Here is a 25,087-nt window from a genome sequence, read left to right as displayed (position 1 = left end):
CGGTCGCTATTTGTGCTGCGGCTGAATGGGGCCGTCTTGAGGCGGTCCGTTTTGGCGAAGGGCTCGGCGGGAAGCCAGCGTGGAGCGCAGTTCGGGTTCGACGACAGGTTCCCCCCCTTTCAGGACTCGACTCTATGGGGGGTATGCGCATATTTTACATGCTTAGGTTGGAGACCTAAGATGATAGACGACCTTTCCGTCGCAACCTCTGCCAATTTCTATTCAATACGGAAGAAACTGTCAGACAAGGTTATCGACGATGTATTTATAAAGCTGCGCGCCAGTCACAGCGTGACAGTACATAACGAGTTCAAGCACACGCGGGAGCAGCTCGACGGCGCTCGCTGGTCTGCGGTGTGCTTCAGATATGAGAGCCCGCCCTCATTTCTTAAGGACACGACCGCGATCCGGGAGAGCCTCTGCGGATTTCTGCTGCTGATCGAGTATCAGGGTTATGCAGCGGTCCTTTCATCCCGATTGAGCCTTCCGTCCTCATTCAAGACAGCGCATCTCTCGGCGGTTGCGACGGCGCGCGTCGAAGGCGCGATCGCCAAAGCAGATGCGATCTTTCAGCGCATGACGATGCGCAACATGTCCATCTCGCCTTACGCAATGCGCGCCAAGACCCTTGAGGCGTCGGATCTCGCCAATGTCGTTGGACCGGCAGGAAGCAGGCGATATGCACCCCGCACCTACAGCGTAGTCGCGAACGGCATGCACAGCACGGCCACGCCGAGCACCGGGCGCATTGGCATTCGCTCGACGCGTGCCGATCTTCCCGCCGTCGTGACCTTTGCCAAGAATGTTATCGATGCGCTCCGTGTGGAAAATGCGCACGTCTCACCGTTTATCAGGTCCTTTGCCCGACCGGTGTCACTGACCGAAGCCCTGGCCGCGTCAGCGCCCTTGGTCATGGCGATCGATACGAACAAGTTATCCGACGCCGTAGGCAGTGATGAGGCGGGCATCAGGCTCGTCCGCCTAGACGGCGATGCGGCAGTCGAACTCTCTGCGAACGAACTGACGGCCGTGATAGCAAGCCTTGACCGCCCGATGAACATCGAAGGGGATGATCGTGTCAGAATGGCACGCGATCCGGCAACCGGCGATCAGGCGGCATCGATCAGCCTGAACAAGAATCGTATCGCTCTTCGGTCCCTGTCCTTGCCTCCGGCATCTGACGTCTATGTGGAAAGCTCCGGCAAGACGCTTGGTGAAGACGACGACCGCCAGACCCTGCGCGCGTATCTCGACGAAACTAATGCACTCATCGTTCTGTTTGATGATGTGCGATTGGCTTACATCGATGGCCAGGTGTTCCGGGACGAAACCCTTCTGGACGGGGGTGAAGCATTTCTGCGCTACTTCACTGCCAGCGCGCCGCTGGCGGCTGCCACAAGTGAGAAAGGGACATTCACCGCCTCACAGACCGCGTTCGACGGTACTTCCAGTTTCGGGGTGATTGTCGATCACATTACCGCTGCCGACCATATTCTGCTGTGCGACGATCTCGGCGACGAGTGGGCTGATTTCATAGGCGTCTCTAACGACGCAGGGCTCACGCAAATCTCGTTCTACCATGCAAAGCACGGCGCGCTATCTCTCGGTGCCAGCCCCTTCCATGTCTCGGTCAGCCAGGCGATCAAGAACCTCGGCAACATGATGTTTCCTGAAGAACGGCTCGCCGCGAAGCTGGGATTGTGGGGCTCAACCTATAGCGCACCCGGTCAGGAAACCCAGATTCAACGGACGATACGCTCGAATGCTGCTGATCTCGCGGTCGCACTGCGTAGCGCAAGAACGGCGCCCGATGCGCGCCGACGCGCCATTATTGTGACCTCGTCGCTCAGTCGTCAGGCGATCGCGAACGCATTTGCCACGATACAGAGCGGCCAAAAGCCAGCGCCGTCCTTCGTCCAACTCTACTGGCTGCTGCAATCCTTCTTCTCGGCCTGCGCGGAAGTCGGCGCGAGCGGCGCTGTCGTCTGCCAGCCATAAGCCCCCCTGGCCCGCGCAGTATGCCATCAGCTCGGAGAGCTATGAGTCACAGAAGAGCGTTTTATAGCACATAGCTTGGCATCGGCGGCAGCGGCTTTGGGACATCACGGGATGCGCGGCATCGGCTATCGATCGCCCTCGCTGACGACAGGAGCTGCTAGCTTTGCGTTCCCGCTCTTGCCTACTATTCAGACGTATCGGGGCCGCGATTCGCATGGCCTCCAAAATGTATTGAGAGTGCGCTTTATTTCATATTGGGGCTTTGACGGCGAGCCTTGGACTCTGGTGGCTAAATTGGCCATAAACTGTCCACAGCCGCATAGATGACAACAAGGATGTCTGAAAGGGAGGGCTTCGGGACTATGGATTTAGGGCAGCAACTCGAGCTGCTGCTTGGTAATTTCACGCATCTTGAAAGTCGACTTCGTCATCTGAGTTTTGACACCACTGTGTGTGGTGAGCGGATCGAAGTGCGATGCAGCTACGTGTCTTTCCAAGCCGGCGTGCAAACGATCGATGACTTTATCGACGTGCTGGCAAGCCATATCGTTCCGTTCTGTCTTCCGCGCTCCGCCATCAAAGCTGCTCAAGACGCGTTCATCCGCGGCGACCATGTTGCAGCCGGACGCATTGCCTCCGAGCTTGCCGACAAGGCCAAATCTCTATTCATCAAAGCCAAGAAAGGCAGTCACCGATCGGGTGAGGCAGCCGAGATTCTTTTGTATATCTTGAACGAGTGGATCCTGAAGGCCCCGCAAATTGTTTCAAAGATGTATTTAAAGACCAACAACAACATGCCTGTCCACGGTACGGATGGAATCCACGCGCGTTACGACGACGCCAGCAAAAAACTATATGTGTTCTGGGGTGAGTCAAAAGCGCATCAGACGCTCGACGGTGCTCTTGGTAGTGCACTTTCGTCTATCGACGAGTTCATCAAAGACGGGCAGGAAAAGCGTGAGCTCGACATTATTTCCAGCTACTCTGATTTAGCGCATATGACCGACGGGGCTAAGGAAGCTCTTCTTGAGTACCTGGACCCGTATTCACAGGCGTCGCTCAACCGAGTGCCCTGCTTTTCTTGCCTATTGGTCCACCAGTTTGACCACAAGGCCGATCCGCAACAGTCCGACGAAGATATTGAGGCCGCATACGTAAGCGCGGTAAGTGCTTCGGTCCAGTCGTTCACTAACGACATAAAAACAAAGATCGAGGCGAAGGGATTATCCTTGCGCCGTTTTGAGTTCTTCCTAGTACCCGTTCCTTCTGCTCAGGAGTTCCGAGATAAATTCCAGACCAAGATTGGGTGGCCAAATGATTGAAGATCTGTCCAGCCGAATCTGGAGCCATGAGAAGTTTCACCAGGAGGTTGGTGAGCTGCGAGAGATGATTCTTCGTCATCGTTTCGTTGCGCCTGTTTCCACTGGAGGGATCTCCGAAGACGCGATGGTGCGCCTTCTGAAGTGCTCAATGACGCTTTCCGCGTCGTCGTCACTCGAACACAGGCAGGTCGCTTACCAGATCGCTACAGCGGCTGCCGAGATGCCAGCTCAATTCCCCGGCGCACGATATGCGCTACTACTCGTTCTGAGCCGCCTCAGCAATTTTCCAGCCCTTGCTTACGCACGACGCCGATTTGACGTTGCAGAGACAGGACTTCCTGTTCGCTCATACGTAGAGACCCGCGATCGCGCCGACATAAACACAATACGCCTCGCGGAACGCGACGTTGCTCTTACTGACTTTCAGTTTGAGCTTTGGGCACGTCTAACAAGTGGCGAGAATGTCGGGGTATCCGCGCCAACTTCGGCTGGGAAATCGTTTGTCCTTCAAACTTACGCCCAGAAAGTTCTACTTGAAGGCACCGCGAACAACGTGGCGTTTCTGGTGCCGACACGAGCACTTATTAATCAGGTATCGGACGATGTGTCCGCCTGGCTCTCAGCGTCGAATTTAGACGTTGAGCTTCTGACGACACCTGTTCCAACAGGGAGCGATCTTCCGAAGCGGGCGGCGTATGTCGTTACTCAGGAGCGTATGCAGCTACTACAGACCGCACATCAGGGTTTAGCCTTCGAACTAATGGTGGTCGATGAAGCGCAAAGCATCGGTGACGGTCCGCGCGGGGTACTTCTGTCGTCTGTCATTGAGGAGGCCCTGGAACGTAACGGCCGTATGCAGTTGCTTTTCGCGGGCCCAAACCTGAGCAACCCCGCCCGTCTGGCGAGGCCACTCGGATCTGTACTTTCACCGGTGCGAACTGAAGAAGCATCGGTTACTCAGAATATCATCTTCGTTGACTGCGATGATATGCGTCCGAGCTACGCGAAGCTTGCTCTACTGGCCGACGGTAACAGGATCCCGTTCGGGCAAGTGGATTGCGGGCAACCGTTAACTGACCATCGAAGCAAGCTGGTGAACGTGGCTCTCAGGTTGGGCACTGGAGGGCAAAACCTTATCTACGCCCTCGGGCCTGCCGAATGCGAACAGGTTGCCTTTGGGTTAGCGGACCGCGAAACTGAATCTACGAGCCATTTGCAGGAGCTGTCGGCATTCATCAAGGAAGCTGTGCATGAGAAGTACCCACTTGCACAGAATGTTATGAGTCGCGTTGGCTATCACTATGGTCGCCAACCCTCACTAGTGCGCAAGGCAATCGAGGATGCTTTTAGTGAGGGTCATCTTCAGCATCTGGTGACGACAAGCACGCTTCTCTACGGCGTAAATCTACCCGCGCAAAACCTGTTTCTTCACAATCCGGAAAGGGGGCCGAACCAGCCCATATCTTCCAACGACTTTTGGAACCTTGCAGGGCGCGCCGGACGTATGGGCAAAGAGTTCTCTGGCAACATTTTTTTGATCGATTATGCAGGCTGGAGATCTGACCCGATAACCGGACCAAAGGATACAGAAATTACACCCTCGATCGAGGATCATGTCGTCTCGCGCGTGGAAGAACTCATCGCATATATTAATGATCCAGAGCGCATACCCGACCGTGATAAGCCGGATGAACTTGAAAATACATTTGTAAAACTTGTTTGCGACCATTTCGACGGCCGCCTGGAGAGCACGCTTTCCAAGCTTGGGCTGGATGTAACGTCGCAACCGGCAAAGCAGCTCACTCAAGCGGTCGCTCAATCAGTAGCCGGCAAGGATATTGGGAGGGAGACGCTTTTGGCATCCCCCACAGTCGCCATACACCGCCAGCAGTCGTTGTATAACAGGTTGGAAGCAAGCCTTGCCAAGAAGGGACCCTCTTATATCATTCCAAAGCACCCGCGCGATAGCGGTGCCTATCAATCATATCTCAGCGCTATCCGTCGATGCCATTCTGAAATTCTCAAGTATCCCTCGTCAGATAGATCGGAGCAATACTACGCACAGATCGCTCTCCGGTGGATGAAGGGGGATCCTCTACCGCGTATTATCGATGCAAGCTACAATTACAAGGTCCAGAAAGGGCAGTCGCCCAGCTACCCAACGGTCATTCGTAATGCGCTGACAGAGATAGAAAGCGATCTTCGCTTCAAGTATGTGCGCCTGTTCTCATGTTACAACGCGGTTCTCGAACTTCTGCTCAGAAACAAGGGTATGGAAGAGCTGACTGCGTCCATACCGGCTGTGCCGATGTATCTGGAGGTGGGCGCCTGCTCCCCAACAATGATTAGCTTCATGGGCCTCGGGCTTTCACGGTTCACAGCAGGAAAGTTGAGTGGTCTTCCGCGTCAGCAGGACATGACACAGATGGCAGCAAAGGCCTGGATAAAGCGTCAGGACCTAGACACACTAGAATTGCCTTAGGCGTCCGTTAAGGAAATAAGGCGACTGGTGTTTTGACTATTCCGCCTGTCTCAACCGGGTGGGCGCAGTCTGTTCATCTCGGTAGCGAGATCAAGCAGATGTCTGAGGGCTGGACCACGATTGTGCGGCGACCAGACCGCGCTAAATCTGGCGCGGTCCGGCTCATCGGCAATAGGCCGAAACAGAACGCCCGGCAAAGGAACGCAAGCAGCGGCTTCGCTCGTCAGCGTGATCCCTTCGCCATCTGCAATCAGGTGCATCAGCGTGTCTCGGCCGACATCGCACCGACGAATGCGTGGCGACTTCTCTCGTTCGACGAGTCTGCGAACGATATGGTCCAGGACTTGGGGACCGGCTCCGCTTTGTCGGACGAGGAAGGTTTCCGCGGCAAGGTCGCGCCATACGAGGTGCTCCGCGCGCGCCAACGGATGACTCTGCGGCAACGCGACCATCAAGGCTTCCGACCATAGCTGACGTGAATGGCAGTCGGGTGCTTCTACGGCCCCAACCACGAAGGCGATATCGAGCTTGGCCTCGCGGACCTGACGAATGATCTCGTCGGAACGTCCCTCGAAGATATCGAGTTCGATCTCCGGATGCTCGTCTCGATACCGGCGGCGCAGATCGGCCAGAAAGCCCGAAGCGATCGAAGACAGGAGGCCGATCGACAGGTGACCAATCGCGCCGTTCAGAACCGCCCCTGCGGTCTTGATCGCAAGATCGAGATGGCTGATCCCCGCGGCAACTTCCGTGATGAAACTGCTGCCGGCGTCGGTCAGGCGGACGCCACGGTGGCGGCGCTCGAATAGAACAACGCCGAGATCCTCTTCCAACGTCTTGATCCTGGTGCTTACGCTCGACTGGCTGACGCCGAGAGCATTCGCTGCGTGGCGAAAATTCAGATACTCGGCAACGGACAGCGTCTGGATCAGCGCCACGAGCGGGATGCGGCCTCTCAACAGTGCATTCTGTTGATCAACAACCTCCTGGCCATTGTGCGCTCGTCGCCGCATAGCACCTCCGATCCCGCCTATGCGCCCATCGATCGAACGCGACGAGGTGCAAGGCTCAATAGACCGAATAGGGCAAGCGCGAAGCCGACCCACAGCGGCGCGGTGAGGCCATAGCCTTCATCGATCCCGACGCCCCCCGCCCATGCACCGAACGCGAGGCCGGCGGTGATGGCGGAGGTATGGACCGTGTTCACCAGAGCCCCCGGATGCGCGATCCGCATCACGCGCGCGACCATTGCGGGATTCATCGGCACCCCAACGATGCCAATAGCCAGAAAGGCCGAGACAGCTAGGTAACGGTCGGCGGCAAAAACGGCGAAGGTCATCAGTGCCAGCGCAAGGGCTGTCAGTCCGCCAAGCAGGATCTGAATCGTATAGCGGTCGGCGAAACGCCCGACGACGAGATTGCCGATGACGTTGGCTCCGCCATAGGCAGCAAGCAGCGTCGGCATGGTCGCCGGTGTCAGCCTCGTCGTGTCGATGAAGAGCGGCACCGCGTAACTGAAGGCGGCGAAGGTGGCACCGATGATGAGGCCGCTCGTTGCATAGGCCGCCCAAAGGCGACCCTTCCTCAACGCACCAAATTCCGCACCGAGACCATTCTCGATGTGGCTCTTCGAGACGGGCACGAAGACGGCAACCAGAGCAGCGGCCAGCATGGCGAGGATGGCAACGCTCCAAAAACTCGACCGCCATCCGAAGCCCTGCTCGATGGCCGTCGTCACCGGCAGACCGAAGACCGGCGCGAGCATGAGGCCGCCGAGCACAATGGATGCCGCACGGCCTCTCTCCTGTGGCGTCACCAAGTCCGCGGCAATCGCCAGTGCCACGCCGAAGCAGGCGGAACTGGCCGCGCCAGTCACGATCCGCGCGATCGCCATGACGCCGTAATCTGGTGCGAGAGCCGCAAGCACTCCGCCCATGACATAGAGGCCGAGCAAAACGAGAAGCGCGGGCTTGTTCGGCGCGTTGAGGCGGAGGAGCAACGCCGTCACTAGCGGGCCGCCGATCGTCATGCCGAGGGCATAGAGCGAGATCAGATAGCCGATCTCTGCCACTGAAACAGAGAAGGCCGCAGACAGGGCCGGCATCATTCCGGCGACCATGAACTCCGAGGTGGTGAGCGCGAAGATCGTCAACCCGAGGAGATAGACGACCGACGGCATCCCCTCACGCCCCTGCATGCGATCTTGGCTTGATGCTGGATTGGCGTCTCTCGCCCCACACATGGCCCTCGCTCCATTTCTATAGCCAAAATTATAGAAATGACTATCGCGCTTGCCCAGGCGGGTCAATTGAATTATATAAATCTGACTACAGAAAGGACTCCCATGGCACTCCGTGGCCGCCCCCGCAGCTTCGATCGCGATTTCGCCCTCGAAAAGGTGATGGAGGTGTTTTGGGCCAAGGGCTACGAAGGTGCGCAGCTCAACGACCTGACGGCTGCGATCGGCGTGACGCCGCCAAGCTTCTATGCGGCGTTCGGCACGAAGGAAGCGGCCTTCCGGGAAGCGGTTGACCTCTACGTCGCAACGGTCGGCTCGGTACCCATGCGAGTGCTTGAAGACGCGGGCACTGTCCGCGACGGTATTCGAGCTATGCTGTCGGGTAGCATCGACGTTGCACTGTCGACCAAGCCGGGCGGGTGTCTGCTGATCCTCGGCGTCGTCAACTGCTTGCCGGAGAACCTGTCGGCACGCGAGCATCTGTTCCAGGCACGCCGCAAGACGGTCGAGTTGATCGCGGCACGCCTTGAACGCGGTACGCACGAGGGGGACCTGCCGACGGACACGAAGGTCGCGCAGCTCGCGGCGTTCTATCACGGTGTTCTGCAGGCGATCTCCTTCCAGGCACGGGATGGCGCTTCGCGAGCGGAGCTGGAGGCGCTGATCGACCCAGCTCTCGCTGTGTTGAAGTAACCGGAACCAGCGTCCCGTGTCCTTCATCATTCCACGGGAGGAATCTCCGCCTCCCGTGCCAAAGCAGCTTGGACGGACGCCCGCGCGCCGATCCGTTGCATATGGCGAGCGGTCGCCGGCCAACGGTCGAGATCGATCGAAAACCCCTTCATCCAGCCGAGTACGGTGAAGAGATAGGCGTCGGCGACCGTGAAACCGTCGCCCACCAGATAATCCCGAGATGCGAGGTTCACCTCGATGAAGTCGAGGCGCCGGAACAGCCGGTCCCGGAAGATCGCCAGCGCCTCCTCCGGCAAGGCTCGATTGAACAGCGGGCTCGATCCGGAATGGATTTCGCTGGTGATGAAGTTGAGCCATTCCTGCAGCCGAACCCGTGCCAGCGTACCGGCGGCCGGAGCCAATCCCGCCTCCGGCTTCAGGTCGGCCAGATACTGAACGATGGCCGGTCCTTCGGTCAGAACTTCGCCGGTCTCGAGCTCGAGTGCCGCGACATAGCCCTTCGGGTTGATGGCGAGGAAGTCCTCTCCCGTGGATGTGCGTTTCGTCCGATTGTTCACGCGGACCAGCTCGTAGGGCAGTCCGAGTTCCTGAAGCACGATGTGCGGCGAGAGCGAACAGGTGTCGGGGGCGAAATAGAGCTTCATTGTCGGGGCCTCTCTGACGGGGGAGATCGCCACCCAAATTGGCAGGTCCCATGATATAATAAAAATTACTCCCATATTTTCTTGGTATAAGCTCACCTACTATGAACCTGACCCAACTCCAGAGCCTGATCGCCGTCGCCGAAGCCGGCAGCTTCACCGCAGCCGCGGACAAGCTCGGGGTCACCCAATCGGGGATGAGCCAAGCCCTGGCCGCGCTCGAAGAGAGCCTCGGTGTGAAGCTGCTCGTCCGGCAACCGCGGGGCGTCGAGTTGACCGCCTTCGGAGAGCGCACGCTCGACCATGCGCGTACGGCGCTCTCGCATCTGGAGGCGATCGAAAGGGAGGCGATGGCGCTGATCGGCGAAGAGACCGGCGCCATCCGTCTGGCGGGGTTTCCAAGCGTCTTCGCCACTGTCCTTCCGCCCTTGCTTCGGCGTTTTCGTACGCTCCATCCGGGCATCGACCTCGTGCCACTCGAAACCGACGACATGGAAGTGGAGGCATGGCTCGCGGCGGGATCGATCGACCTCGGCGTCGTTCTCAACCCGTCTCCGGCCAGAAACGCCGTTCCGCTCGGGCGGGATGCCTGGGTTCCGATCCTGCCGGCGGCGCATCCCCTGTCACGGCGACCTTCGGTCTCGTTGGCCGAACTGGCAGCCGCGCCCTTCGTTCTCGCCACCGGCGGGTGCCATACGAACGCCCGCTCGCTTGCCGACGCGGCTGGATTGACGCTCCAGAACGTTGAGATCGAGGTGCGCGACTGGGCGAGCGCGATTGCCCTGGTTCGGGAGGGCGCGGGTGTCAGCCTCGTGCCGGAATCCACGTTGCCGGAACAGCACCGCGGCTTCCGGGTTTCGAAGCTCGCTTCGCCGTTGCATCGCGCGTTCGGACTCGTCGCTTCGCCAGTGCGACCGCTCTCCCGGGCCGGAAACCTGTTCGTCGAGGTGGCACGTCGCTCGACCGCGCCGACCTCGGCATAGCGCAAGACACTCGGACGGGCCGACCGCCTGGCTCCAACCTCATGACGCGCCATCGACATCTTTCCTCCTCCCGAAGGTGAAGACGCTGAGTGCGGCCAGCACCCAGACACCAATGGCGCCGTAGAGCATCACCTCACCGAAGCCGCCAGCCAGTGCGGCAGGACCGAGCACCTTCGACACTCCCGGAGCGGCTTGATCGAGAGCACCGACGTTTCCGGCGGCGATCTGTTCGGCGACGTGCCGAAGTTGCGTGGCATCGAACGATCCGGACACCGCACTCAAGCGCCTCAAAACACCGTCGACCAAGACAAAGCCCATGAGCGCGATGTTGATGGCGAGCGAGATCATCCGGGCACTCATGTCGATACCGGAGGCCATGCCGGCCCTGTCGCTCGACACAGATCCGGTCGTGGTGTTGGTGACCGGCGTGTTGGTCGCCCCGAGGCCGATCCCGGCCAGCAATGCGCCGACCAACGTCGTCGCCAAGGCAAGCGAACCACCGCCTGCTCCGATCTTCATGATGAAGAAGCCGAGACCGATCACGAACAGTCCCGCCGGAATGACGGTGCCGGCGCCAAGGCGTAGCGAGAGGCGTTCGGCAAAGGGCGGGACGACGAGCGTCGGCAGGGTGTAGGCGAGCAGTGCAAGGCCAGCGGTCAGACCATCGAGTCCGAGCCCAGCCTGAAACCAGATCGGCAGATAGATCATGAACGGCCAGAAGCTGAAGTTCATGCCGATCGAGCCGAACAGCGCCCCGGAGAAAGGTCTGATCCGGAACACCGAGAAATCGAACATCGGGTGCGGCGTGATCTGCTCGACAATGACGAAGGCGATGAGGCTGAGGGTGGCCGTGGCGATGATCGCCAGCGCGATCGGACTGGTGAAGCCGAGATCGCTCCCCTGAGTGATGATGTAGGCGACGCAAAAGACAGCCAGCGACAGCGTGGCAATACCGGCGAGATCCAGGCGCCGGGCCTCGGGGTCTTTCGATTCCCGGATAGCGCTCCAAGCCAGGGCGACGGTCAGCACGGCGATGAAACCGTGGATCAAAAACACCCAAGCCCAGCCCATCAGGGCGGCGATCCCACTGCCGATCACCGGACCGAAGCCGAGACCGAACCCGGTAACGATGCCCCACCAGCCGAAAGCCCGGGCACGATCGGCCGCCGTGCTGAACTGATGCGAGAGCACGGCGATCCCGCAAATCAGCATGGCGCCGCCGCTCGCGCCTTGCAGCGCGCGTCCGACGATGAGGATCATCATGTTGGGGGCAAGGCCGCACAGGATGGACGTGCCGCCGAATGCAACGATGGCGATGATGAGGAGTCGCTTGCGCCCGAAGCGATCGGCCAGCGTGCCCGCAGCCATGAGGACCGTCGCCACGGCGATGGTGTAGGCGTTCATCGTCCACTGGAGCTGTTGAAAATCGGCGTGAAGGACTGTCTCCAGCGTCGGCAGGATCGCCGGAACGCTGGATATTTCGAAGCCAAACATCAAAGCCGACAAGCAGATGGCGGCCAAGGCAAGGTTACCTTGCCGCGAGGAAGCAAAGGACATGATCAGGCCTTTCAGCGCCGAGATCACTCGGCGTCCCGCGCGCGGCCGTTCACCCCCAACGGCTGAAGCCGGGGTGGCACGGCAGTCTTGCGAGCGACTGTTGTTGATGGACCTGATCGTAGGCGAAACTTGACGATATAAGAATGATATGGCTGAGTATTTTAGAGACAACAAATTCGGATGATCGAAATGGCATCCCTCGATGTCGAGTCGGTCCAGGCTTTCGTGGCCATCGCCGACCTTCAGAGTTTCACGCGAGCGGCGGAGGCCCTTGGCACCACGCAAGGGGCGATCAGTGTCAAGCTGCGGCGCCTGGAAGAGAGGATCGGTCAACGGCTGATCGAACGCACGCCGCGCCACGTCCGGCTCTCCGCACACGGCGCCGTCTTTCTCGACCGGGCTCGCGACTTTCTTGCCGCGCACGAAGCCGCGCTGTCGGCGCTCGCTTCCACGACTCCACGACACTTCGGGCTCGGCATCGCCGCGCATGTGGCAGGTCCAGAGCTTCCAACCCTTCTCGCGCAACTCAACGCGCATGATCCGGGCCTGCGCATCGAGGTGCGTCTGGAAAACTCGCGCACGCTGCTCGACGCCTTCGATCGTGGAGAGCTGGACGCCTGTATCATTCGTCGCGAAGACGACCGACGCGATGGCGAGGTCCTCGGCCCCGAACATTTCGGATGGTTCGCCGCGCCGAATTTCGAGCATCGGCAGGGCGAGCCTCTGCGGCTGGCGGCCCTCTCGCCCTCCTGTGGCGTGCGCGATATCGCGACCCGCGCCCTCGACCAGGCTGGCATCGCCTGGACGGAAGTGTTCCTCGGCGGCGGCTCGTCGGCCGTGGCGGCGGCTGTTTCCGCCGGATTCGCCATGGCCATCTTTTCCTGTCGCCTTGCGCCGCCCGGCACCATCGAAATCGGCGAACGCTTCAGGCTGCCGCGCCTGCCTTCGTCCGAGATCGTGCTGCACTCGACGCTCACCGATCCCAAGTCGCGCGCTGCATTGCGCACATTGGCTGCGGCTTTTCGCGAGCACCGCGCGATGGCCGGATAGCGGGCGCGGGACAACCGCCCGCGGCCGGCTACGTTTGTCGGACAGCGTCGCCGGCGCCCTCATGACGTTGCCGAGGCCTGTTCCGGCGCGAGCTGATCGACGACGGTGAAGGTCAGGCCAGTCCAATATTCACCCGCCTCAACGACCGCGATGGATCGTTCCGCTTCCTCGATCGCGGCATGGCCGTCGGACAGCAGGAAGCTCTCGACATCCTTCATCGAGGTGAAGGCCATTAGCGTCACGCCATCGATCCGGCTGGCTACGGGGTGGAAGAACGGCACGCCCTCTGTGACGGGACCGATGTTGTGCAGTTGGACGTAGCGCTTCACGAGACGCTGCGTATCGGCCTGGTCGACCACCAGCTTGGCATGGTCTTGCAGCCAGCGGCGCTGGAAGGTCTCGCGGTCGAGATCATCGCGCCGAATGTGCGTCTTGATCAGGACGATCGCGTCGTTGCCAGCCGTGTTCGGCATAATGACAAACTGGCGGGCGAGCACCGGTCCGAGATCCCGGAAGATCGCCTGATCCTCGGGAAGGATCTTGCGACGAACACGCTCGGCACCGAGAACCACGCCGAGATCGTCGAGCCCCGCGAAGTTGAGATACGCGACCCCGTCCCACTGCGGACGTCGGTAGGGCTCGACGTGACCGACGATGGTCTCGAACAGGCGACCGTCCGCGTCGAGCGGTGGCCGATAAGGCGGCGGGTTCAAGCTCGTCGGTCCCGACGCCACGCGGTGAATCTGATCGTAACGCAGCAGGCGACTGATCGTCGTGCGATCGTCCGCCTCGTCTGGATGGAGGAAGCGCGGGCCATGCACCTTGCGCCAGTAGTCACCCCATGTTTCGAAGCTGAGATTGGGGTCGGTTTCGGACGCGTTGGCAGCCGGATCGGCGCGCAACAGGAACGAGAACAGCACCGTCAGCGGAGCGGTTCGAGCGTCGGGCTCAGTTGATGTGGACGGTGCGATAGAGGTGGTCATCGGGCGAACTCCTTTGACGCGAAGGGAACGGATGGCGGAAGAAGGGAGCGCAGCAGCGCGGCGAGACCGGCAATCACGCCTTTGAGGCACACGCCGGTCCAGCCGTAGCGGCTCCAGGTCCAGCCGCCGGCGAGTGCTCCGATTGCCATGCCGATCATGGCGGCGGTCATCAGCAGGCCGTTCAGCCGGCTGCGCGCGGCGGGGTCGATCGTCGTGACGATGGTCTGGTGCGACACCAGCGCGGCCATGACGCCGAGATCGAACAGCACCGCCCCCGCGATCAGCGCGGTGATCGAATGCGGCAATAGCAGCATCAGGGTGAAGGCAAGAGCGACCAGCAGACAGCCGAAGCGGATCGCGATGTCAGGCCCGCGGGCGTCGGCGAGCCGCCCGAACAGGGGCGCGCCGAAGGCTCCCGCCGCGCCGGCCAGTCCGAAGGCGCCGGCCGCACCCGCACCGAGATGGAGCGGCGGCCCCGTCAGCATCAACGCCAGGGTCGACCAGAAGGCGCCAAGGGTTGCCGCCAGCAGGCCTTGGGTCAGAAGAGCCTTGCGTAGCACCGCGTACCGCCCGACCAAGGTGACAAGGCTCAGGAGCAAAGCGCCGTAGGAACCGTTGGCGGTCGCCGGCTGGAGCGGCAACCAGCGCCAGACCGCAACGCCGACCAGCACCACCATGGTGGCGGCCAACGCGTAGATCGCTCGCCAGCCGAAGAGATCGCCGACGACACCACCAAAGGTGCGAGACAACAGGATGCCGCAGAGCAGGCCCGTGGTCACAAGCCCGATGGTGCGCCCCCGCTCTTCGGCCGTCGCGAGTTGCGCCGCCATGGGCACGAAGTCCTGGCCAAGGCTGCCGAGCAGTCCGACGCCGAGGCTGACGGCAAGAAGCACGGAAAAATTCGGTGCGAGAGCCGTCGCCAACAGGGCGAGAACGAGCAGGATCGACTTGGCGAGGACGAGCCGCTTGCGGTCGATGAGATCGCCGAGCGGGGCCAGCAGCAGCATTCCGAGGGCATAGCCGGCTTGGCTCACCGCCGGGACGAGGCTCGCCGGTTCCGATCCGATGCCGAATGTCTCGCGTACCAGCGGAACCACCGGTTGGATGTAATAGACATTGGCGACGCCGACGCCGGCTCCGATCGCCAGAAGCCAGATCAGAGCCGGCGGGATAGAGCGCCTTCCTTCGTCTTTATGGGTGGAATGTGATGGTCCTGGCATGGCGCCGCTCCGTGGGATGCGGGCCGGACGACCCTACCCGGAGCATTTTATTGGCGACTGTAGTGGCGATAAATCGCCTCTTATGGCAATATGAGTTGACTGATAGTCGTCAATAGGTCGCGATGATTTCCGCCGAACACCTTAGTGGCATAACAGCCTTCGTCCAGGCCGCCGACGCGGGCGGATTCACGCTGGCGGCGGAGAGGCTCGGCCTCTCGAAATCCGGTATCGCCAAGAGCGTGGCGCGGCTCGAGGATCGGCTCGGGGTTCGATTGTTCAACCGAACAACACGCCGCTTCGCGCTGACGACCGAAGGCCAATCCTTCTACGAAACCTGCGTGCGCGTCCTGGCCGACCTGGAAAACGCCGAGGCGGCACTCAACGCCCATCGCCTGCGGCCGCGCGGGCGACTGCGGGTCGATCTGCCCGTGGTGTTCGGTCGACGCTGGGTCCTACCCGTGCTTCTCGACATTGGCGAGCACTATCCGGAACTGTCGCTGGAAGTCTCGCTGACCGATCGGCGCATCGATCCGATTGACGAAGGCATCGACCTGGTGATCCGCATCGGCGATCTCGATGACAGCTCCACACTCGTCGCGAGACAGTTGGGTGTGCAGCAATCGGTGCTCTGCGCCAGCCCCGATTATCTCGACAGGCACGGGAGCCCCACCTCGCTCGATGACCTGGACGCTCATGCCTGCATCATCTTTGGCCGGGGCGGACAGTCCTTGCCGTGGTGGTTTCTGGATGGGAAGGGCGCGCCTGTGGCGAAGCCCGTCTCCGGACGGCTCTCGTTCAACCACAGCGACGCCATCTGTGACGCGGCCCTCGCCGGCCAAGGCATCGCGCTGCTCTCGACCTGGCTGATTGCCGACCACTTGCGCGATGGTCGACTAGCCCGGGTGCTGCCGGAGGTGACGACGCGAGGCTTTCCAATTCACGCCCTCTGGCCGCAAACTCGGCAGATGAGCCCGAAGGTGCGCGTCGTGGTCGATGAACTGGTGAACCGCTTTTTGCCCGAACCGCCGTGGGATCGCGGTAGATAGCCCTTCGCTCCAGCTTTCCCTGTGTTGAGATCAGATATCCAATCCTTTCTGCCGCCCCAATTGCCACGACACCGATCCGCCACGGACGATGCCCGATACCTCGCGACCAAGCTGGCGGTCGATGACCGGCCGCCACGGGACAAGTGTGAACTCGTGGGACTTCTCGACGATGGCGAACTTGCCGCTTGATAGCTGCACGGTTCCGGTGAATTTCCCCGCGATGGCTTCGCCATCAGCAGCGGCTCGGAACGGCAGGGCCTTCTTCGCTGCCGTCTCTTCGCCAGCGCGGGCAACCTCGCGCTCCTGAAGCGTAGCGATCAGGTTGCGCCGATAGGCGATCCTACCGTCCGGCTGACGACCGGCATCGCCATGCTCGACATGATGTTCACGGCGACGATCCATCGCCTCGTGCACCTGGTTGCCAAATCCTGACGACGACAGGTCGGACACGCCCACACCGACCAGCCGTCGGTCGAGCCAGGTCGCGCCGTCCGCTCCGATCTGGCGTTCGAGGTCGAAGGTCGAAAGGATGCGGACATTGGCGCGGCCGTTCCGCTCCGCATCATGCGCAACGGCGCGCGCCTCGAAGTCTTCCGGGATGTGCCACTGATCGCCGTCGATCCGCTCGGCGATCCCGGCGCGGCGCAACGCTTCCAGCCGACGGACATGGGCGTCCACGAACCCCTCGTAGTCGCCGCCCGGCACTCGACCTTCGAACCGGGCCTGCTCCAGATGACGGCTCGGCTGATAGATGCCGTCCTCGGCCATGCCGACGATGGCGCGATCGGATGAGCGGCCGGTGCTGTCCGCCGGCCCGATCTCGATGATGCTGCCGATGCGGGCATCCTCGACGCGGGTCGGGTCGATGCCGGAAACATGGTGCGTGCGCCCGTCGATGCCATCGACCACAAGCGTCAGGCTCTCCCCCAGCTCGTCGGTGAGATGCTTGTCGATGATGCGGCCAACGACCGCCGTCGTCGGCGCGCCGTCGTGAATCTCGAAGGTCATGGGATCGCGCTCGGCGCCGTCGGCCCGGAGCGCCTTCTGCAGGGTGCGGATGATATCGCTGCGCTCGCCCATCTCGCGCAGGGTTGGCTCCAGCCGTTCGCTCAATTCCCAGACGCCCGGCGCATGCTCAATGGCAAGGCCCATGTCGCCCAGTTTGCCGAGACGGCGTAGCCGCATGGTCCGGTCAGACTGGCCGCGCAGATCGCCCGGTTCATATCGGAGGTCAAGCAAACGGTCTTCGGCCTCGGCGATCATCGCCCGGTCGATGCGGGTGAGCCGATCTTGATCGACCTCCGCCATGAGCTTGCGGTGCTGCTCGATCTCGGTGACGGGGCCGAGTTCCAGCGTCGCCAGTTCGCTCGCCCGCTCACGAATGCCATTGGCGAGATAGTCGCCATTGATGACGAGATCTTCGCCGAGCGCATCGCAGCCGTTGACGACAACATGCGCATGGGGATGGCCGGTGTTGTGGTGATTGACCGCCACCCAATCGAGCTTGGTCCCAAGGTCGACTTCGAGCCTTCCCATCAACTCGCGGGTGTAGCCGGTCAGGTCGGCAAGCTCAGTGGCATCTTCCGGTGAAATGATGAATCGGAACTGGTGGCGATCGTCCTTTCCGCGATCAAGGAAAGCATCGCCATCGGCGCGATCCTCCGTCGCCGAATAGAGTCGGCCTCGCTCACCATCGTGCGATGTGCCGTCGCGCTGGATATAGTGCAGATGCGCGGCGGCCTTTCCGCTCTTGCCCGCACGCCGGACGGAACGGGATTTGACGATGACACGGCGGCTGCCGGACTGGCGGTGGCTCCAGCTGTTCGACAGATTGCGGGCGCGCACGAAGGCCGCGCCGCGACCGCGCTGCACGCCCCGACCGGAGGCGACGATACTCTTTTCCTTGGTGCCGCGACCGGAACCACCGCTCTTCGCCGATCGGCTTCGGCCAGAGGCTGCCAGTTGCTGGCGCGTGACCTTCCGCACCTTGCTGAGGAAGCTCTTGGCCTGTCCGGCTTTCCCGCCGTTGGATCGGACGCGGCCGGGTCTTGGCCGGAAACGATTTTCGTCATCGTCGCTCATGGTTGATCCGCCCGAAACCGCCGGCTTCGGCCAAGAGTGCCGCGAGAACCACCGTATATTCTGGCTTTTCCACACCTCGCGGCACCATGTAGGTCCGAAGACGGTGCCACCCCAAACAGTGTGCAGACAAGGGCTTGCCCTGCGAATCGGACCCATGGGGTGCCGTCCGCTTTAATCTTGCCCTCCGCCCTTTGCCCCCTTCGTGCCCCTCCTGCTGATGGATGAGACCGTTGCCAGCCCCATCCGCTGCACACTGAAGTCTCCCGCCGGGCGGACGCGATCACGAACCTCATGGCTGTCGTCCCGCATCCGCTCGCACAACGAACAAACCGCCCGACTGCGGCACGATGGCGGACAGGTCGCGCACGACGACCGCTTTCGGAGTGTCGTCCTTGTGTTCGTCGGTTTGCATGAGAGTGGCCGTCGTCTTGCTCAAAGGCTGCACGACGAAAAGCGGAGCACGGGTCCAGAAGAGCGGATCGGCGGACGCGATCATGACCGCGCCGGTGGTCTCGCTGCCGCTGATGATCGGCGCGAGGGCGGCGACATAAGCGCGGGTTTCCGGTGGAAGCGGTCGGCCCTTCAGCGCCTCATAGCGCCCGGGACCTGCGTTGTAGGCAGCGATCCACTCCGGCGAGCCGTAGCGGTCGAACAGTTCGCGGATATAGGCCGCGCCGGCGATGATGTTGTCGTGCGGGTCGTAAGGATCGTCACCCAGGCGGTAACGCACGCGCAGCTCGGCCCAGGTCTCCGGCATGATCTGCATCAGTCCGATCGCCCCTTTGGGCGAGGTGGCGCGTCGATCACCGTCGCTCTCGATGCGCATCACCGCGAGAATCCAGGCGGCGGGAAGCTCGAAGCGCTGTGCCGCTTCGGCGATGTGATCACCATAGAGATCGCGCGCAGACGGATGAGCGACGGGCTTCGTCTGCGCCAGCGCAAATGCCGGGATCGCAACACCGTAAAGCAAGCCCGAGAGAAGAATGACCGCCATTCGAACAGGCGCACCTTCTCCACTGCGACACCAGCCTGCCAGCGTGCTCGCTGCCGTCAAGGGTACGCGCAATGCGCCGATCTTCGATCGCCTTTGACCTCCGCTGCGCGCGCTGGCCGACGGGTCGTCGAGCGGGACGAAGGGATGAGACGGCTTTCCCGCGAACAAAGGAATGACCGATCGCAAGGAGATCGCGCACGCGCGCAGGCTGGCGGGTCGCATGTTGTCACTCCCGCTCGCCGCGCTTCGGGGCACGGTTCCAATGCAGCGACCAGGACGCGCCACCGTCGTCGTCACGAAACAGGTTCGCGCGGATCGGCTGCGGCAAGCCGGGATCATCGATGACGAGCGCGATGTAATCCCCGGCTCGTTCGCCGGTGCGCTTCCAGCCCGCGCCGATCTCCGGCCCTTCCTCGTTGCCGTTGTGGACGCGGTAGTCCGGCGCGTTGTCGGCGTCGGACGGCTCTGCCGGAACGATGGTGATCTCGCGGAAGAGCGTGAAGGTGTGGACGCGCCCGACAAAGCCGGTGGTTTCGCGCGTGAACTCGCCAATTTGCGGCATAGGAATCCTCTTCGAGTTGGTGGGGGAACGAAGGTGGTGCGACACTCACCGTGTCGGAGCGCGCCAGACGAAGTGGCCGTCACCCTCCTCGTCGGTGTAGATCGGCGTCGCCTTGCCGATGACGGTGCGCACTGGGATCGGGCCGAAGTAGCGGCCATCCAGGCTGTCGCGGACATCCGGGTTCATCAGGAAGAGCTCGCCCTGCGCGATCTTCCGGCAGCCTTGCCAGACCGGCAGATCGCGGCCCGCGCGGTCGCGATCGAGCGCGTCACCGAGCGGCACATGATCGACGTAGATGGTGCGCCCGGTGCGACAGACTTCATGTCCCGGTAGGGCCATGACGCGCTTCAACAGCGGCACGCCGCGGCCGATGTAGCCGCGCTCCACCATGAAGTCGGCGAGCGGTTTGTCAGGAAGCACTGCGACGAGATCGCCGACCTCCAGGTCCGGTGCCGGAGCAAGAGTGTAGAGGCCGATCGGAACGCTCGCGGATGCGTTCCAGACGACGCGCAGCGGCGTGGGAATGAACGATGCGACGGCAACGCCCATCACGGAGAAGTACGTCGCCATGATGTAGCCGAACCGGGTCATGGTTCAGCCCTCTGGCGCAATAGAAACGCCTGATGCTGATCGACGGTGTAGGCACGCGGCTCGTATCCAACGGTCAAACGGTTGAGGACGTGCCGCCAGTGATCGGGCGACACCTCGGTCGGATCAATGCCGATCACCTCGATGGCATCGATGTGCTGAAGGACGCGCTCGACCTTGGGCCAGCCCTCGATTCTGAGCAGGATGTCGCCGCCGGGACGCACGAAAGGCAGCGTCTGGAAGGGCTCACCTGGCGCCACCGCGCGCACGATGTCGATGCGCGATGTGATCGTGCCGAAGTCGTTCGATGCCCACCGCACGAAGGCAAAGACGCTGCCGGGCCTGTAGAAAAAGACACGCCGACTTCGGTCGAGCACCTGTTCGCGCGCCTTGTGGCCGAACCTGATCCAGTTCTCGATCCGCTTCTCGATGTGCGTCAGTTCGACTTGTGTGAAAGCGTCGGCGGACTGGGTGCGCGGTGCAGCACCGCCATGAGAACGGGAAGCGGTGGCGCCGGTCATGGGCGATCTCCATCGGTGGTCGAAGGAAATTCACGCGCGAGCAGATCGCGCAGCATGTCGGCCACGGTGATGCCGCGCTGAAAGGCGACGATCTTGATGCGGCCACGCAGTTCGGGCGCGATGTCGATGGTCAGCCGCGCAGTGAAGCGGGCCGCCCCGTCGGTGCGCGGCGCATCGGCTGCCTTGATCCAGTTTTCAGGATCGGCGGGCCGGGCCGCAAAGCGGCGACGGATCGGGTGCGCGCTCATGACATCCCCCTTCCGGTATTGAGCCGTTCGATCTCCGCGGTAAGTGCCGCGATTTCGCGCGAGGCCTGACTGTCGGGATCGATTTCGGAGGCGAGCCGACCGGACTGTGCGGCATCGGCGAAAACGACGCGCTGACCGATGGTCGTGGACAGCACCGGCGGGTCATGATCGGCGAGCGTCTCGGCAGTCTCGCGGGCGATGATGGTGCGCGTGCCGCAGCGGTTGAGTACGAAGCGCGCCGCCAAGGCCGGTCGGTAGATGCGCGCTTCGGCAACGAGCGCCAGCATCTCGGCCGAGGCCCAGCCGTCGAACGGCGATGGCTGCACGGGGATCAGCACCACGTCGGCGGCCAGCAACGCGGACCGCATCAACCCGGCGATGCGCGGAGGTCCATCGATCACGATGTGATCGGCGTCGCGTGCCAGTTCCGGTGCTTCCCGGTGCAAGGTGTCGCGCGCCAGACCGACGACGCCGAACAGCCGGACACCATTCTCGCGCACACGCTGCTGCGACCAGTCCAATGCCGAACCCTGCGGGTCTGCATCGATCAGCGTGACGCGCTTGCCTCTCCCGGCCCATTCCCCGGCGAGATGCAGCGCCAACGTCGTCTTGCCGACGCCGCCTTTCTGATTGAGGAGCGCCACGATCATGGCGCCCGCCTTCCGCCAGCACCGGCACCAGGACCGCGTTTCGCGCGCGCCAACAAGGAAGAGTTAGATTCTCTGTTAGAGTCTAAGTTAGCGGCCGGATTTCGTGTTTCAGGCCAGAGCGTTAACTGTGGTTCGTGCGCCCGATCTGCCGATAGGCCTGCGCCTGATGTGCCGATACCCTTTGCGCCTGATCTGCCGATGCTGTTCACAGGCTCATCCACAGGCACTGTGAATTGTTGGACGGGCCGTATGCGGAGCAGTTCACGCCGCCCCTCGCGTTCGATCGATAGGCGATATCCGGGCAAGGGCTGACGGAGAGCGATGCGGCGCAGATCGAGCGCGAAATCAGAGATGCGCGCGAGACTGCCAGATTTGGCGTAGAGATGGCTGATCTCGAACAGCCAGCCGTGTTGTTGATGGCCGGCATGCTTGCGCGCGACGCGATAGAGCCAGCGCTCGATGCCGCCGGTCAGCCGGAAATAGTTCGGGTCGATGGTCAGCACCAGCGAGCGGTTGACGACCCCGTTGTAGAACCATTCGGGCAGGACAAACTCCATGCCCTCGACACGGCCCTCTCGCGTCGTCATCTCCTCCCACTCGTTGATCCAGGAGAACTGACGACGGCGCCATTGCGCGCCGTTGCGGATCGTCGTGGCGATGACCGTCGATTGCAGCCGCGCCAGCGAGGCCTTCAGGAGAAGATACTGCTGATTTCCGGTCGGACGGCCGACACCGCGCAGGAGTTGGTAGGGCGTGAAGCGAAAGAAGCGCGAGGTACGTAGACCATGGTTCTCGGCCGCGACGATCTGTGAGGCGGCCCAGATCAGCACATCGGCATCCCATATCGTCGCCATGCCGTGCTCGGGCATCCCCAGCACCTGCACCTCGACATCGGCGGCCTTGTAGAGGATCGGCTTGACGCGCGGCGTCTTCGACAACGAGAAGAACGGCCGTTCCATTAGATCGCGCTGATCGCGCGGGCTGGCATCGCCGGTGGCGACCACGAAGGGATCGAGCCGCTGGCGTTCGCTCCCGTGCTTGCCGTCTTGTCGAGAGGAGCCGCTCATTCAGCGCGCTCCCCGCTCGGCAGGCGTCAGAGGACGCGCCGGAAAGACCCGGCTGGCAGTCTGGTCCGTGGTGGATTTGCGCGCGCCGATGGCCGTCCAGGCCTGCAGGTCCTCGAGCGCGTAGATCACGCGGCCGCCGATCTTGCGATAGGTCGGACCGGTGCCATAGGTGCGGTGCTTTTCCAGCGTCCTGAGCGAGATGCCGAGGAAACGCGCCGCGTCGGGCGTGCGCAGGAAACGCGGCGGCAATCCCGTCTTCGGGTCGAGCATGATCGGGCCTCCGGGGCGGTTCGGATGGCTGCCGGTGACGGCAGCGGGTCATGGCGAACCGTGGCGGAGGAACGGCGGCTTGCAGCGTGCCGGAATCAGGGGGTGGCGATTTCGGCACCCCTGGGGGTACATTTGCGCCAGTCGTCTGATGCGAGGATACTTCATGACCAAACTTGGTTCGGCTTTAACCGACTCAATTAAGTCCGAAGCCAGTACGAATCTGCTGGTCACCGTAGGAGATGCGGGCCTGGACGCCGCCATCTCTTCGGGCGCACTCGATGGAGTACCAGTTTTCGGCATCGCTACGGGTCTTTGGCGAGCAGGAAAGGCCGTTCAGCAGGAGCTATTTATTCGGAAAGTCCTCCGGTTCCTCGGTGAGGCCAGCAAATCTACGCCGGAGGACCGCATACGATTTGTTGAAAGCCTCGAAGAAAAGGGGAAGAAAGAAGAATTTGGTGAAACCATCCTGCTCATACTCGAGCGCGCTGACGATGCGACCAAACCGGCACTCATAGGACGTGTTATGGCGGCGCACGTACGAGGCGAAATCGACTATCCCCACGCAATGCGATTAGCAGCCATCGTCTCACGGTGCTATATAACGGATCTAGAGTTCCTAAAGACGTTCAAGCCTGGAACCCAGAGAGAGATGACTCCGATAGCCGACAGTCTGTTTTCAGCAGGATTGTTGGCTCAAACGGGCATAGATGGGGGAACATTTGATGATCCTCTATCTGGAGGTACGCTTTATGATCTCAATGAATATGGTCATTTACTTTTAAAATATGCGCTGAATTTACCTGACAGCTGATCATAGAGCGGCATGTTTACTCGGATCAGTCGGTGCGGAACGTATTTCCCGTAAAATGAGAATAGTTACTACCAACGAATTGGATATTGCAGCAGTTTTCGATATCCGCCGCGCACGTAGTCGGTGCCGTCGGCCACGAGACGACGCGCCTGGTTCTTGCGAGGATCGCTCTCCCAATCGGCCTTATTGCCGTGAAAGCCCAGCAGGGCTTCCGCGATCTTGCGATAGCTGGCGCCATCGGTGCGCCCGTCGAGGGCGCGCAGGATCAAGATGTGCCGGTCCCGGGTCTGCGCCGGTAGAGCGTGGTGATGCTCGCCGATTGGCCGCCCCGTCAGCGCGCGCCAGAAACGAAGCACCGCCTCGGCGCGGTGCTCCAGCAAAGCGTCGAGCGGCAGGATGACGACATAGGCCGTCTTGGCGCCGGATGGCGGACTTGTGAGCCAGAACTGATGGTCCACGCCCGCCGACCGCCAGAGACCATGCCACTTCCCATCCTCGGCGGCGCGAGCATCGAGACCCGACAACGTCGGCAGGCTGATCGCCATGCTGGCGTGATCGCCAACGCTGCCCGGAATGGGGTGAAGCTCAAAGGCATCAGGCAGCAGCGACGGCATCCAGAATAGCGCAGCCCGGTCGGCGGCGAGAGTCGGGTCTGTCGGGAAATCGCACCCCCCAGCGTTCCGAGAACGCCGTCTGCGCATCGCTGTCGAGGCGTGGCAATCGCCTCACGCGATGAAAGTCGCGGCGATAATCCTCATCGCGACGAAGATACTCCCAGGCAAAGCCGGCGGCAGAAATGCTCTTGGCATGTGCATAAGCGGCCGGCGAGCGCCAATCTGTACTCGGCATGGCGTCACCTCTCGTCCAGCATTTATGCGTTGCTGGAAAGAGGAACTGTTCGCGATACGAGGCTCGCGTTGAAGCCACTGTTTCCCGATATGTTGATCGCGTTGGACGATCAATATTTGAAGATAATTCGGATCGTTTTTGAGGTTCCTTCGCGAGCCGGGCCATGCCCGGCGAGCCGCGTTTCGTCTGCTAAGCGGAAACCCGCCGATCCGCAAAGACGGATCGGCGCGA

At 61.7% G+C, this 25,087-nt stretch carries 25 protein-coding genes; 8 read left to right on the top strand and 17 right to left on the bottom strand.

Going from position 1 to position 25,087, the window contains the following annotated elements; translation table 11 throughout:
- The first annotated feature begins 180 nt into the window (after positions 1–180).
- From ACO06F_RS19650 to ACO06F_RS19640, 3 genes are all read left to right on the top strand, one after another.
- Complete coding sequence (locus tag ACO06F_RS19650; RefSeq protein WP_421694405.1) at positions 181–1,998, top strand: hypothetical protein; 1,818 nt, start codon at positions 181–183, stop codon at positions 1,996–1,998.
- A 335-nt stretch (positions 1,999–2,333) separates the two neighbouring features.
- Positions 2,334–3,320, top strand: a complete 987-nt coding sequence (locus ACO06F_RS19645; RefSeq protein ID WP_421694404.1) for a HamA C-terminal domain-containing protein — start codon at positions 2,334–2,336, stop codon at positions 3,318–3,320.
- A complete protein-coding gene (locus tag ACO06F_RS19640; protein WP_421694403.1) occupies positions 3,313–5,802 on the top strand; it encodes a DEAD/DEAH box helicase in 2,490 nt (829 codons plus the stop codon). The genes ACO06F_RS19645 and ACO06F_RS19640 overlap by 8 nt, the downstream gene beginning before the upstream one ends.
- A 50-nt stretch (positions 5,803–5,852) precedes the next feature.
- Here ACO06F_RS19640 and ACO06F_RS19635 read toward each other — a convergent pair whose 3' ends face one another.
- A complete protein-coding gene (locus ACO06F_RS19635; protein WP_421694402.1) occupies positions 5,853–6,815 on the bottom strand; it encodes a LysR family transcriptional regulator in 963 nt (320 codons plus the stop codon).
- Positions 6,816–6,832: 17 nt separating this feature from the next.
- A complete protein-coding gene (locus tag ACO06F_RS19630; protein WP_394946359.1) occupies positions 6,833–7,981 on the bottom strand; it encodes an MFS transporter in 1,149 nt (382 codons plus the stop codon).
- A gap of 165 nt (positions 7,982–8,146) precedes the next feature.
- Between ACO06F_RS19630 and ACO06F_RS19625 the strand changes: the two genes are divergently transcribed.
- Positions 8,147–8,734 (top strand): TetR/AcrR family transcriptional regulator, encoded by a 588-nt coding sequence (locus tag ACO06F_RS19625; protein ID WP_394946360.1) that lies wholly within the window; start codon positions 8,147–8,149, stop codon positions 8,732–8,734.
- 26 nt (positions 8,735–8,760) lie between these two features.
- Here ACO06F_RS19625 and gstA read toward each other — a convergent pair whose 3' ends face one another.
- Positions 8,761–9,378 (bottom strand): glutathione transferase GstA, encoded by a 618-nt coding sequence (gstA, locus tag ACO06F_RS19620; RefSeq protein ID WP_394946361.1) that lies wholly within the window; start codon positions 9,376–9,378, stop codon positions 8,761–8,763.
- A gap of 101 nt (positions 9,379–9,479) precedes the next feature.
- Between gstA and ACO06F_RS19615 the strand changes: the two genes are divergently transcribed.
- On the top strand, positions 9,480–10,358 hold the full coding sequence (locus tag ACO06F_RS19615; RefSeq protein WP_421694401.1) for a LysR family transcriptional regulator: 879 nt from the start codon (positions 9,480–9,482) through the stop codon (positions 10,356–10,358).
- A 39-nt stretch (positions 10,359–10,397) separates the two neighbouring features.
- On the opposite strand, the gene ACO06F_RS19610 is transcribed toward ACO06F_RS19615, so the two are convergent.
- A complete protein-coding gene (locus tag ACO06F_RS19610) occupies positions 10,398–11,915 on the bottom strand; it encodes an MFS transporter (RefSeq protein WP_394946487.1) in 1,518 nt (505 codons plus the stop codon).
- A gap of 189 nt (positions 11,916–12,104) precedes the next feature.
- Here ACO06F_RS19610 and ACO06F_RS19605 point away from each other — a divergent pair, with 189 nt between their 5' ends.
- Positions 12,105–12,965 carry a LysR family transcriptional regulator gene (locus tag ACO06F_RS19605; protein ID WP_421694400.1) on the top strand — a complete coding sequence of 287 codons (861 nt, stop codon included), beginning with the start codon at positions 12,105–12,107 and terminating at the stop codon, positions 12,963–12,965.
- 59 nt (positions 12,966–13,024) lie between these two features.
- On the opposite strand, the gene ACO06F_RS19600 is transcribed toward ACO06F_RS19605, so the two are convergent.
- Both ACO06F_RS19600 and ACO06F_RS19595 read right to left on the bottom strand, forming a co-directional pair.
- Entirely contained in the window at positions 13,025–13,948 is a 924-nt protein-coding gene (locus tag ACO06F_RS19600; protein WP_421694399.1) for an EthD domain-containing protein, read from the bottom strand.
- Positions 13,945–15,168, bottom strand: a complete 1,224-nt coding sequence (locus tag ACO06F_RS19595) for an MFS transporter (RefSeq protein ID WP_421694398.1) — start codon at positions 15,166–15,168, stop codon at positions 13,945–13,947. The genes ACO06F_RS19600 and ACO06F_RS19595 overlap by 4 nt, the downstream gene beginning before the upstream one ends.
- Before the next feature lie 122 nt (positions 15,169–15,290).
- Between ACO06F_RS19595 and ACO06F_RS19590 the strand changes: the two genes are divergently transcribed.
- The gene (locus ACO06F_RS19590; protein WP_421694397.1) at positions 15,291–16,214 is read left to right on the top strand and encodes a LysR family transcriptional regulator; all 924 of its coding nucleotides are present in this window, start codon (positions 15,291–15,293) and stop codon (positions 16,212–16,214) included.
- A 30-nt stretch (positions 16,215–16,244) separates the two neighbouring features.
- Here ACO06F_RS19590 and ACO06F_RS19585 read toward each other — a convergent pair whose 3' ends face one another.
- The 9 genes from ACO06F_RS19585 to ACO06F_RS19545 all read right to left on the bottom strand — a co-directional run bounded on the left by ACO06F_RS19585 (position 16,245) and on the right by ACO06F_RS19545 (position 23,196).
- Positions 16,245–17,366: a DUF3363 domain-containing protein gene (locus ACO06F_RS19585; protein ID WP_421696728.1), complete on the bottom strand. Its 1,122-nt coding sequence runs from the start codon at positions 17,364–17,366 to the stop codon at positions 16,245–16,247.
- A 1,219-nt stretch (positions 17,367–18,585) separates the two neighbouring features.
- Entirely contained in the window at positions 18,586–19,512 is a 927-nt protein-coding gene (locus ACO06F_RS19580; protein ID WP_421694396.1) for a lytic transglycosylase domain-containing protein, read from the bottom strand.
- A gap of 4 nt (positions 19,513–19,516) precedes the next feature.
- Complete coding sequence (locus tag ACO06F_RS19575; RefSeq protein ID WP_268155321.1) at positions 19,517–19,852, bottom strand: DUF736 domain-containing protein; 336 nt, start codon at positions 19,850–19,852, stop codon at positions 19,517–19,519.
- 45 nt (positions 19,853–19,897) lie between these two features.
- A complete protein-coding gene (locus ACO06F_RS19570; protein ID WP_421694395.1) occupies positions 19,898–20,443 on the bottom strand; it encodes a S26 family signal peptidase in 546 nt (181 codons plus the stop codon).
- Positions 20,440–20,961 carry a DUF2840 domain-containing protein gene (locus ACO06F_RS19565; protein WP_421694394.1) on the bottom strand — a complete coding sequence of 174 codons (522 nt, stop codon included), beginning with the start codon at positions 20,959–20,961 and terminating at the stop codon, positions 20,440–20,442. Before ACO06F_RS19565 ends, ACO06F_RS19570 begins: the two co-directional genes overlap by 4 nt.
- Positions 20,958–21,209, bottom strand: a complete 252-nt coding sequence (locus ACO06F_RS19560) for a hypothetical protein (RefSeq protein ID WP_421694393.1) — start codon at positions 21,207–21,209, stop codon at positions 20,958–20,960. Before ACO06F_RS19560 ends, ACO06F_RS19565 begins: the two co-directional genes overlap by 4 nt.
- A complete protein-coding gene (parA, locus tag ACO06F_RS19555; RefSeq protein ID WP_421694392.1) occupies positions 21,206–21,859 on the bottom strand; it encodes a ParA family partition ATPase in 654 nt (217 codons plus the stop codon). Before parA ends, ACO06F_RS19560 begins: the two co-directional genes overlap by 4 nt.
- Entirely contained in the window at positions 21,856–22,926 is a 1,071-nt protein-coding gene (locus ACO06F_RS19550) for a replication initiator protein A (protein WP_421694391.1), read from the bottom strand. The genes parA and ACO06F_RS19550 overlap by 4 nt, the downstream gene beginning before the upstream one ends.
- Positions 22,927–23,196 (bottom strand): helix-turn-helix transcriptional regulator, encoded by a 270-nt coding sequence (locus tag ACO06F_RS19545; RefSeq protein WP_088871093.1) that lies wholly within the window; start codon positions 23,194–23,196, stop codon positions 22,927–22,929. It lies immediately after the preceding gene.
- A 163-nt stretch (positions 23,197–23,359) separates the two neighbouring features.
- Here ACO06F_RS19545 and ACO06F_RS19540 point away from each other — a divergent pair, with 163 nt between their 5' ends.
- Positions 23,360–24,007, top strand: coding sequence for a hypothetical protein (locus tag ACO06F_RS19540; RefSeq protein WP_421694390.1), 648 nt, complete (start codon positions 23,360–23,362; stop codon positions 24,005–24,007).
- Positions 24,008–24,075: 68 nt separating this feature from the next.
- Here the strand turns inward: ACO06F_RS19540 and ACO06F_RS19535 are convergent, their stop codons facing one another.
- Both ACO06F_RS19535 and ACO06F_RS19530 read right to left on the bottom strand, forming a co-directional pair.
- On the bottom strand, positions 24,076–24,621 hold the full coding sequence (locus tag ACO06F_RS19535; RefSeq protein WP_421694389.1) for a DUF2285 domain-containing protein: 546 nt from the start codon (positions 24,619–24,621) through the stop codon (positions 24,076–24,078).
- Positions 24,602–24,856: a transcriptional regulator domain-containing protein gene (locus ACO06F_RS19530; RefSeq protein ID WP_421694388.1), complete on the bottom strand. Its 255-nt coding sequence runs from the start codon at positions 24,854–24,856 to the stop codon at positions 24,602–24,604. The genes ACO06F_RS19535 and ACO06F_RS19530 overlap by 20 nt, the downstream gene beginning before the upstream one ends.
- Positions 24,857–25,087: the final 231 nt, after the last annotated feature.

Source organism: Aestuariivirga sp. (assembly GCF_965227715.1).
In the GTDB taxonomy this organism is placed as follows: domain Bacteria; phylum Pseudomonadota; class Alphaproteobacteria; order Rhizobiales; family Aestuariivirgaceae; genus Aestuariivirga.
This window is presented reverse-complemented; position numbering and strand designations above follow the sequence as displayed.

Excerpts from the sequence above, each read along its gene's own strand:
- ACO06F_RS19545 (WP_088871093.1), bottom strand. The coding sequence starts at position 23,196 with ATGCTCGACCCGAAGACGGGATTGCCGCCGCGTTTCCTGCGCACGCCC.
- ACO06F_RS19605 (WP_421694400.1), top strand. The coding sequence starts at position 12,105 with ATGGCATCCCTCGATGTCGAGTCGGTCCAGGCTTTCGTGGCCATCGCC.
- ACO06F_RS19565 (WP_421694394.1), bottom strand. The coding sequence starts at position 20,961 with ATGACCGGCGCCACCGCTTCCCGTTCTCATGGCGGTGCTGCACCGCGC.
- ACO06F_RS19645 (WP_421694404.1), top strand. The coding sequence starts at position 2,334 with ATGTCTGAAAGGGAGGGCTTCGGGACTATGGATTTAGGGCAGCAACTC.
- ACO06F_RS19625 (WP_394946360.1), top strand. The coding sequence starts at position 8,147 with ATGGCACTCCGTGGCCGCCCCCGCAGCTTCGATCGCGATTTCGCCCTC.
- ACO06F_RS19580 (WP_421694396.1), bottom strand. The coding sequence starts at position 19,512 with ATGCGACCCGCCAGCCTGCGCGCGTGCGCGATCTCCTTGCGATCGGTC.
- ACO06F_RS19615 (WP_421694401.1), top strand. The coding sequence starts at position 9,480 with ATGAACCTGACCCAACTCCAGAGCCTGATCGCCGTCGCCGAAGCCGGC.
- ACO06F_RS19610 (WP_394946487.1), bottom strand. The coding sequence starts at position 11,915 with ATGTCCTTTGCTTCCTCGCGGCAAGGTAACCTTGCCTTGGCCGCCATC.
- ACO06F_RS19560 (WP_421694393.1), bottom strand. The coding sequence starts at position 21,209 with ATGAGCGCGCACCCGATCCGTCGCCGCTTTGCGGCCCGGCCCGCCGAT.
- ACO06F_RS19550 (WP_421694391.1), bottom strand. The coding sequence starts at position 22,926 with ATGAGCGGCTCCTCTCGACAAGACGGCAAGCACGGGAGCGAACGCCAG.
- ACO06F_RS19540 (WP_421694390.1), top strand. The coding sequence starts at position 23,360 with ATGACCAAACTTGGTTCGGCTTTAACCGACTCAATTAAGTCCGAAGCC.
- ACO06F_RS19535 (WP_421694389.1), bottom strand. The coding sequence starts at position 24,621 with ATGCCGTCGCTGCTGCCTGATGCCTTTGAGCTTCACCCCATTCCGGGC.
- ACO06F_RS19585 (WP_421696728.1), bottom strand. The coding sequence starts at position 17,366 with ATGGGCCTTGCCATTGAGCATGCGCCGGGCGTCTGGGAATTGAGCGAA.
- ACO06F_RS19530 (WP_421694388.1), bottom strand. The coding sequence starts at position 24,856 with ATGCCGAGTACAGATTGGCGCTCGCCGGCCGCTTATGCACATGCCAAG.
- ACO06F_RS19590 (WP_421694397.1), top strand. The coding sequence starts at position 15,291 with ATGATTTCCGCCGAACACCTTAGTGGCATAACAGCCTTCGTCCAGGCC.
- ACO06F_RS19650 (WP_421694405.1), top strand. The coding sequence starts at position 181 with ATGATAGACGACCTTTCCGTCGCAACCTCTGCCAATTTCTATTCAATA.
- ACO06F_RS19600 (WP_421694399.1), bottom strand. The coding sequence starts at position 13,948 with ATGACCACCTCTATCGCACCGTCCACATCAACTGAGCCCGACGCTCGA.
- ACO06F_RS19575 (WP_268155321.1), bottom strand. The coding sequence starts at position 19,852 with ATGCCGCAAATTGGCGAGTTCACGCGCGAAACCACCGGCTTTGTCGGG.
- ACO06F_RS19640 (WP_421694403.1), top strand. The coding sequence starts at position 3,313 with ATGATTGAAGATCTGTCCAGCCGAATCTGGAGCCATGAGAAGTTTCAC.
- gstA (WP_394946361.1), bottom strand. The coding sequence starts at position 9,378 with ATGAAGCTCTATTTCGCCCCCGACACCTGTTCGCTCTCGCCGCACATC.
- ACO06F_RS19595 (WP_421694398.1), bottom strand. The coding sequence starts at position 15,168 with ATGCCAGGACCATCACATTCCACCCATAAAGACGAAGGAAGGCGCTCT.
- parA (WP_421694392.1), bottom strand. The coding sequence starts at position 21,859 with ATGATCGTGGCGCTCCTCAATCAGAAAGGCGGCGTCGGCAAGACGACG.
- ACO06F_RS19630 (WP_394946359.1), bottom strand. The coding sequence starts at position 7,981 with ATGCCGTCGGTCGTCTATCTCCTCGGGTTGACGATCTTCGCGCTCACC.
- ACO06F_RS19570 (WP_421694395.1), bottom strand. The coding sequence starts at position 20,443 with ATGACCCGGTTCGGCTACATCATGGCGACGTACTTCTCCGTGATGGGC.
- ACO06F_RS19635 (WP_421694402.1), bottom strand. The coding sequence starts at position 6,815 with ATGCGGCGACGAGCGCACAATGGCCAGGAGGTTGTTGATCAACAGAAT.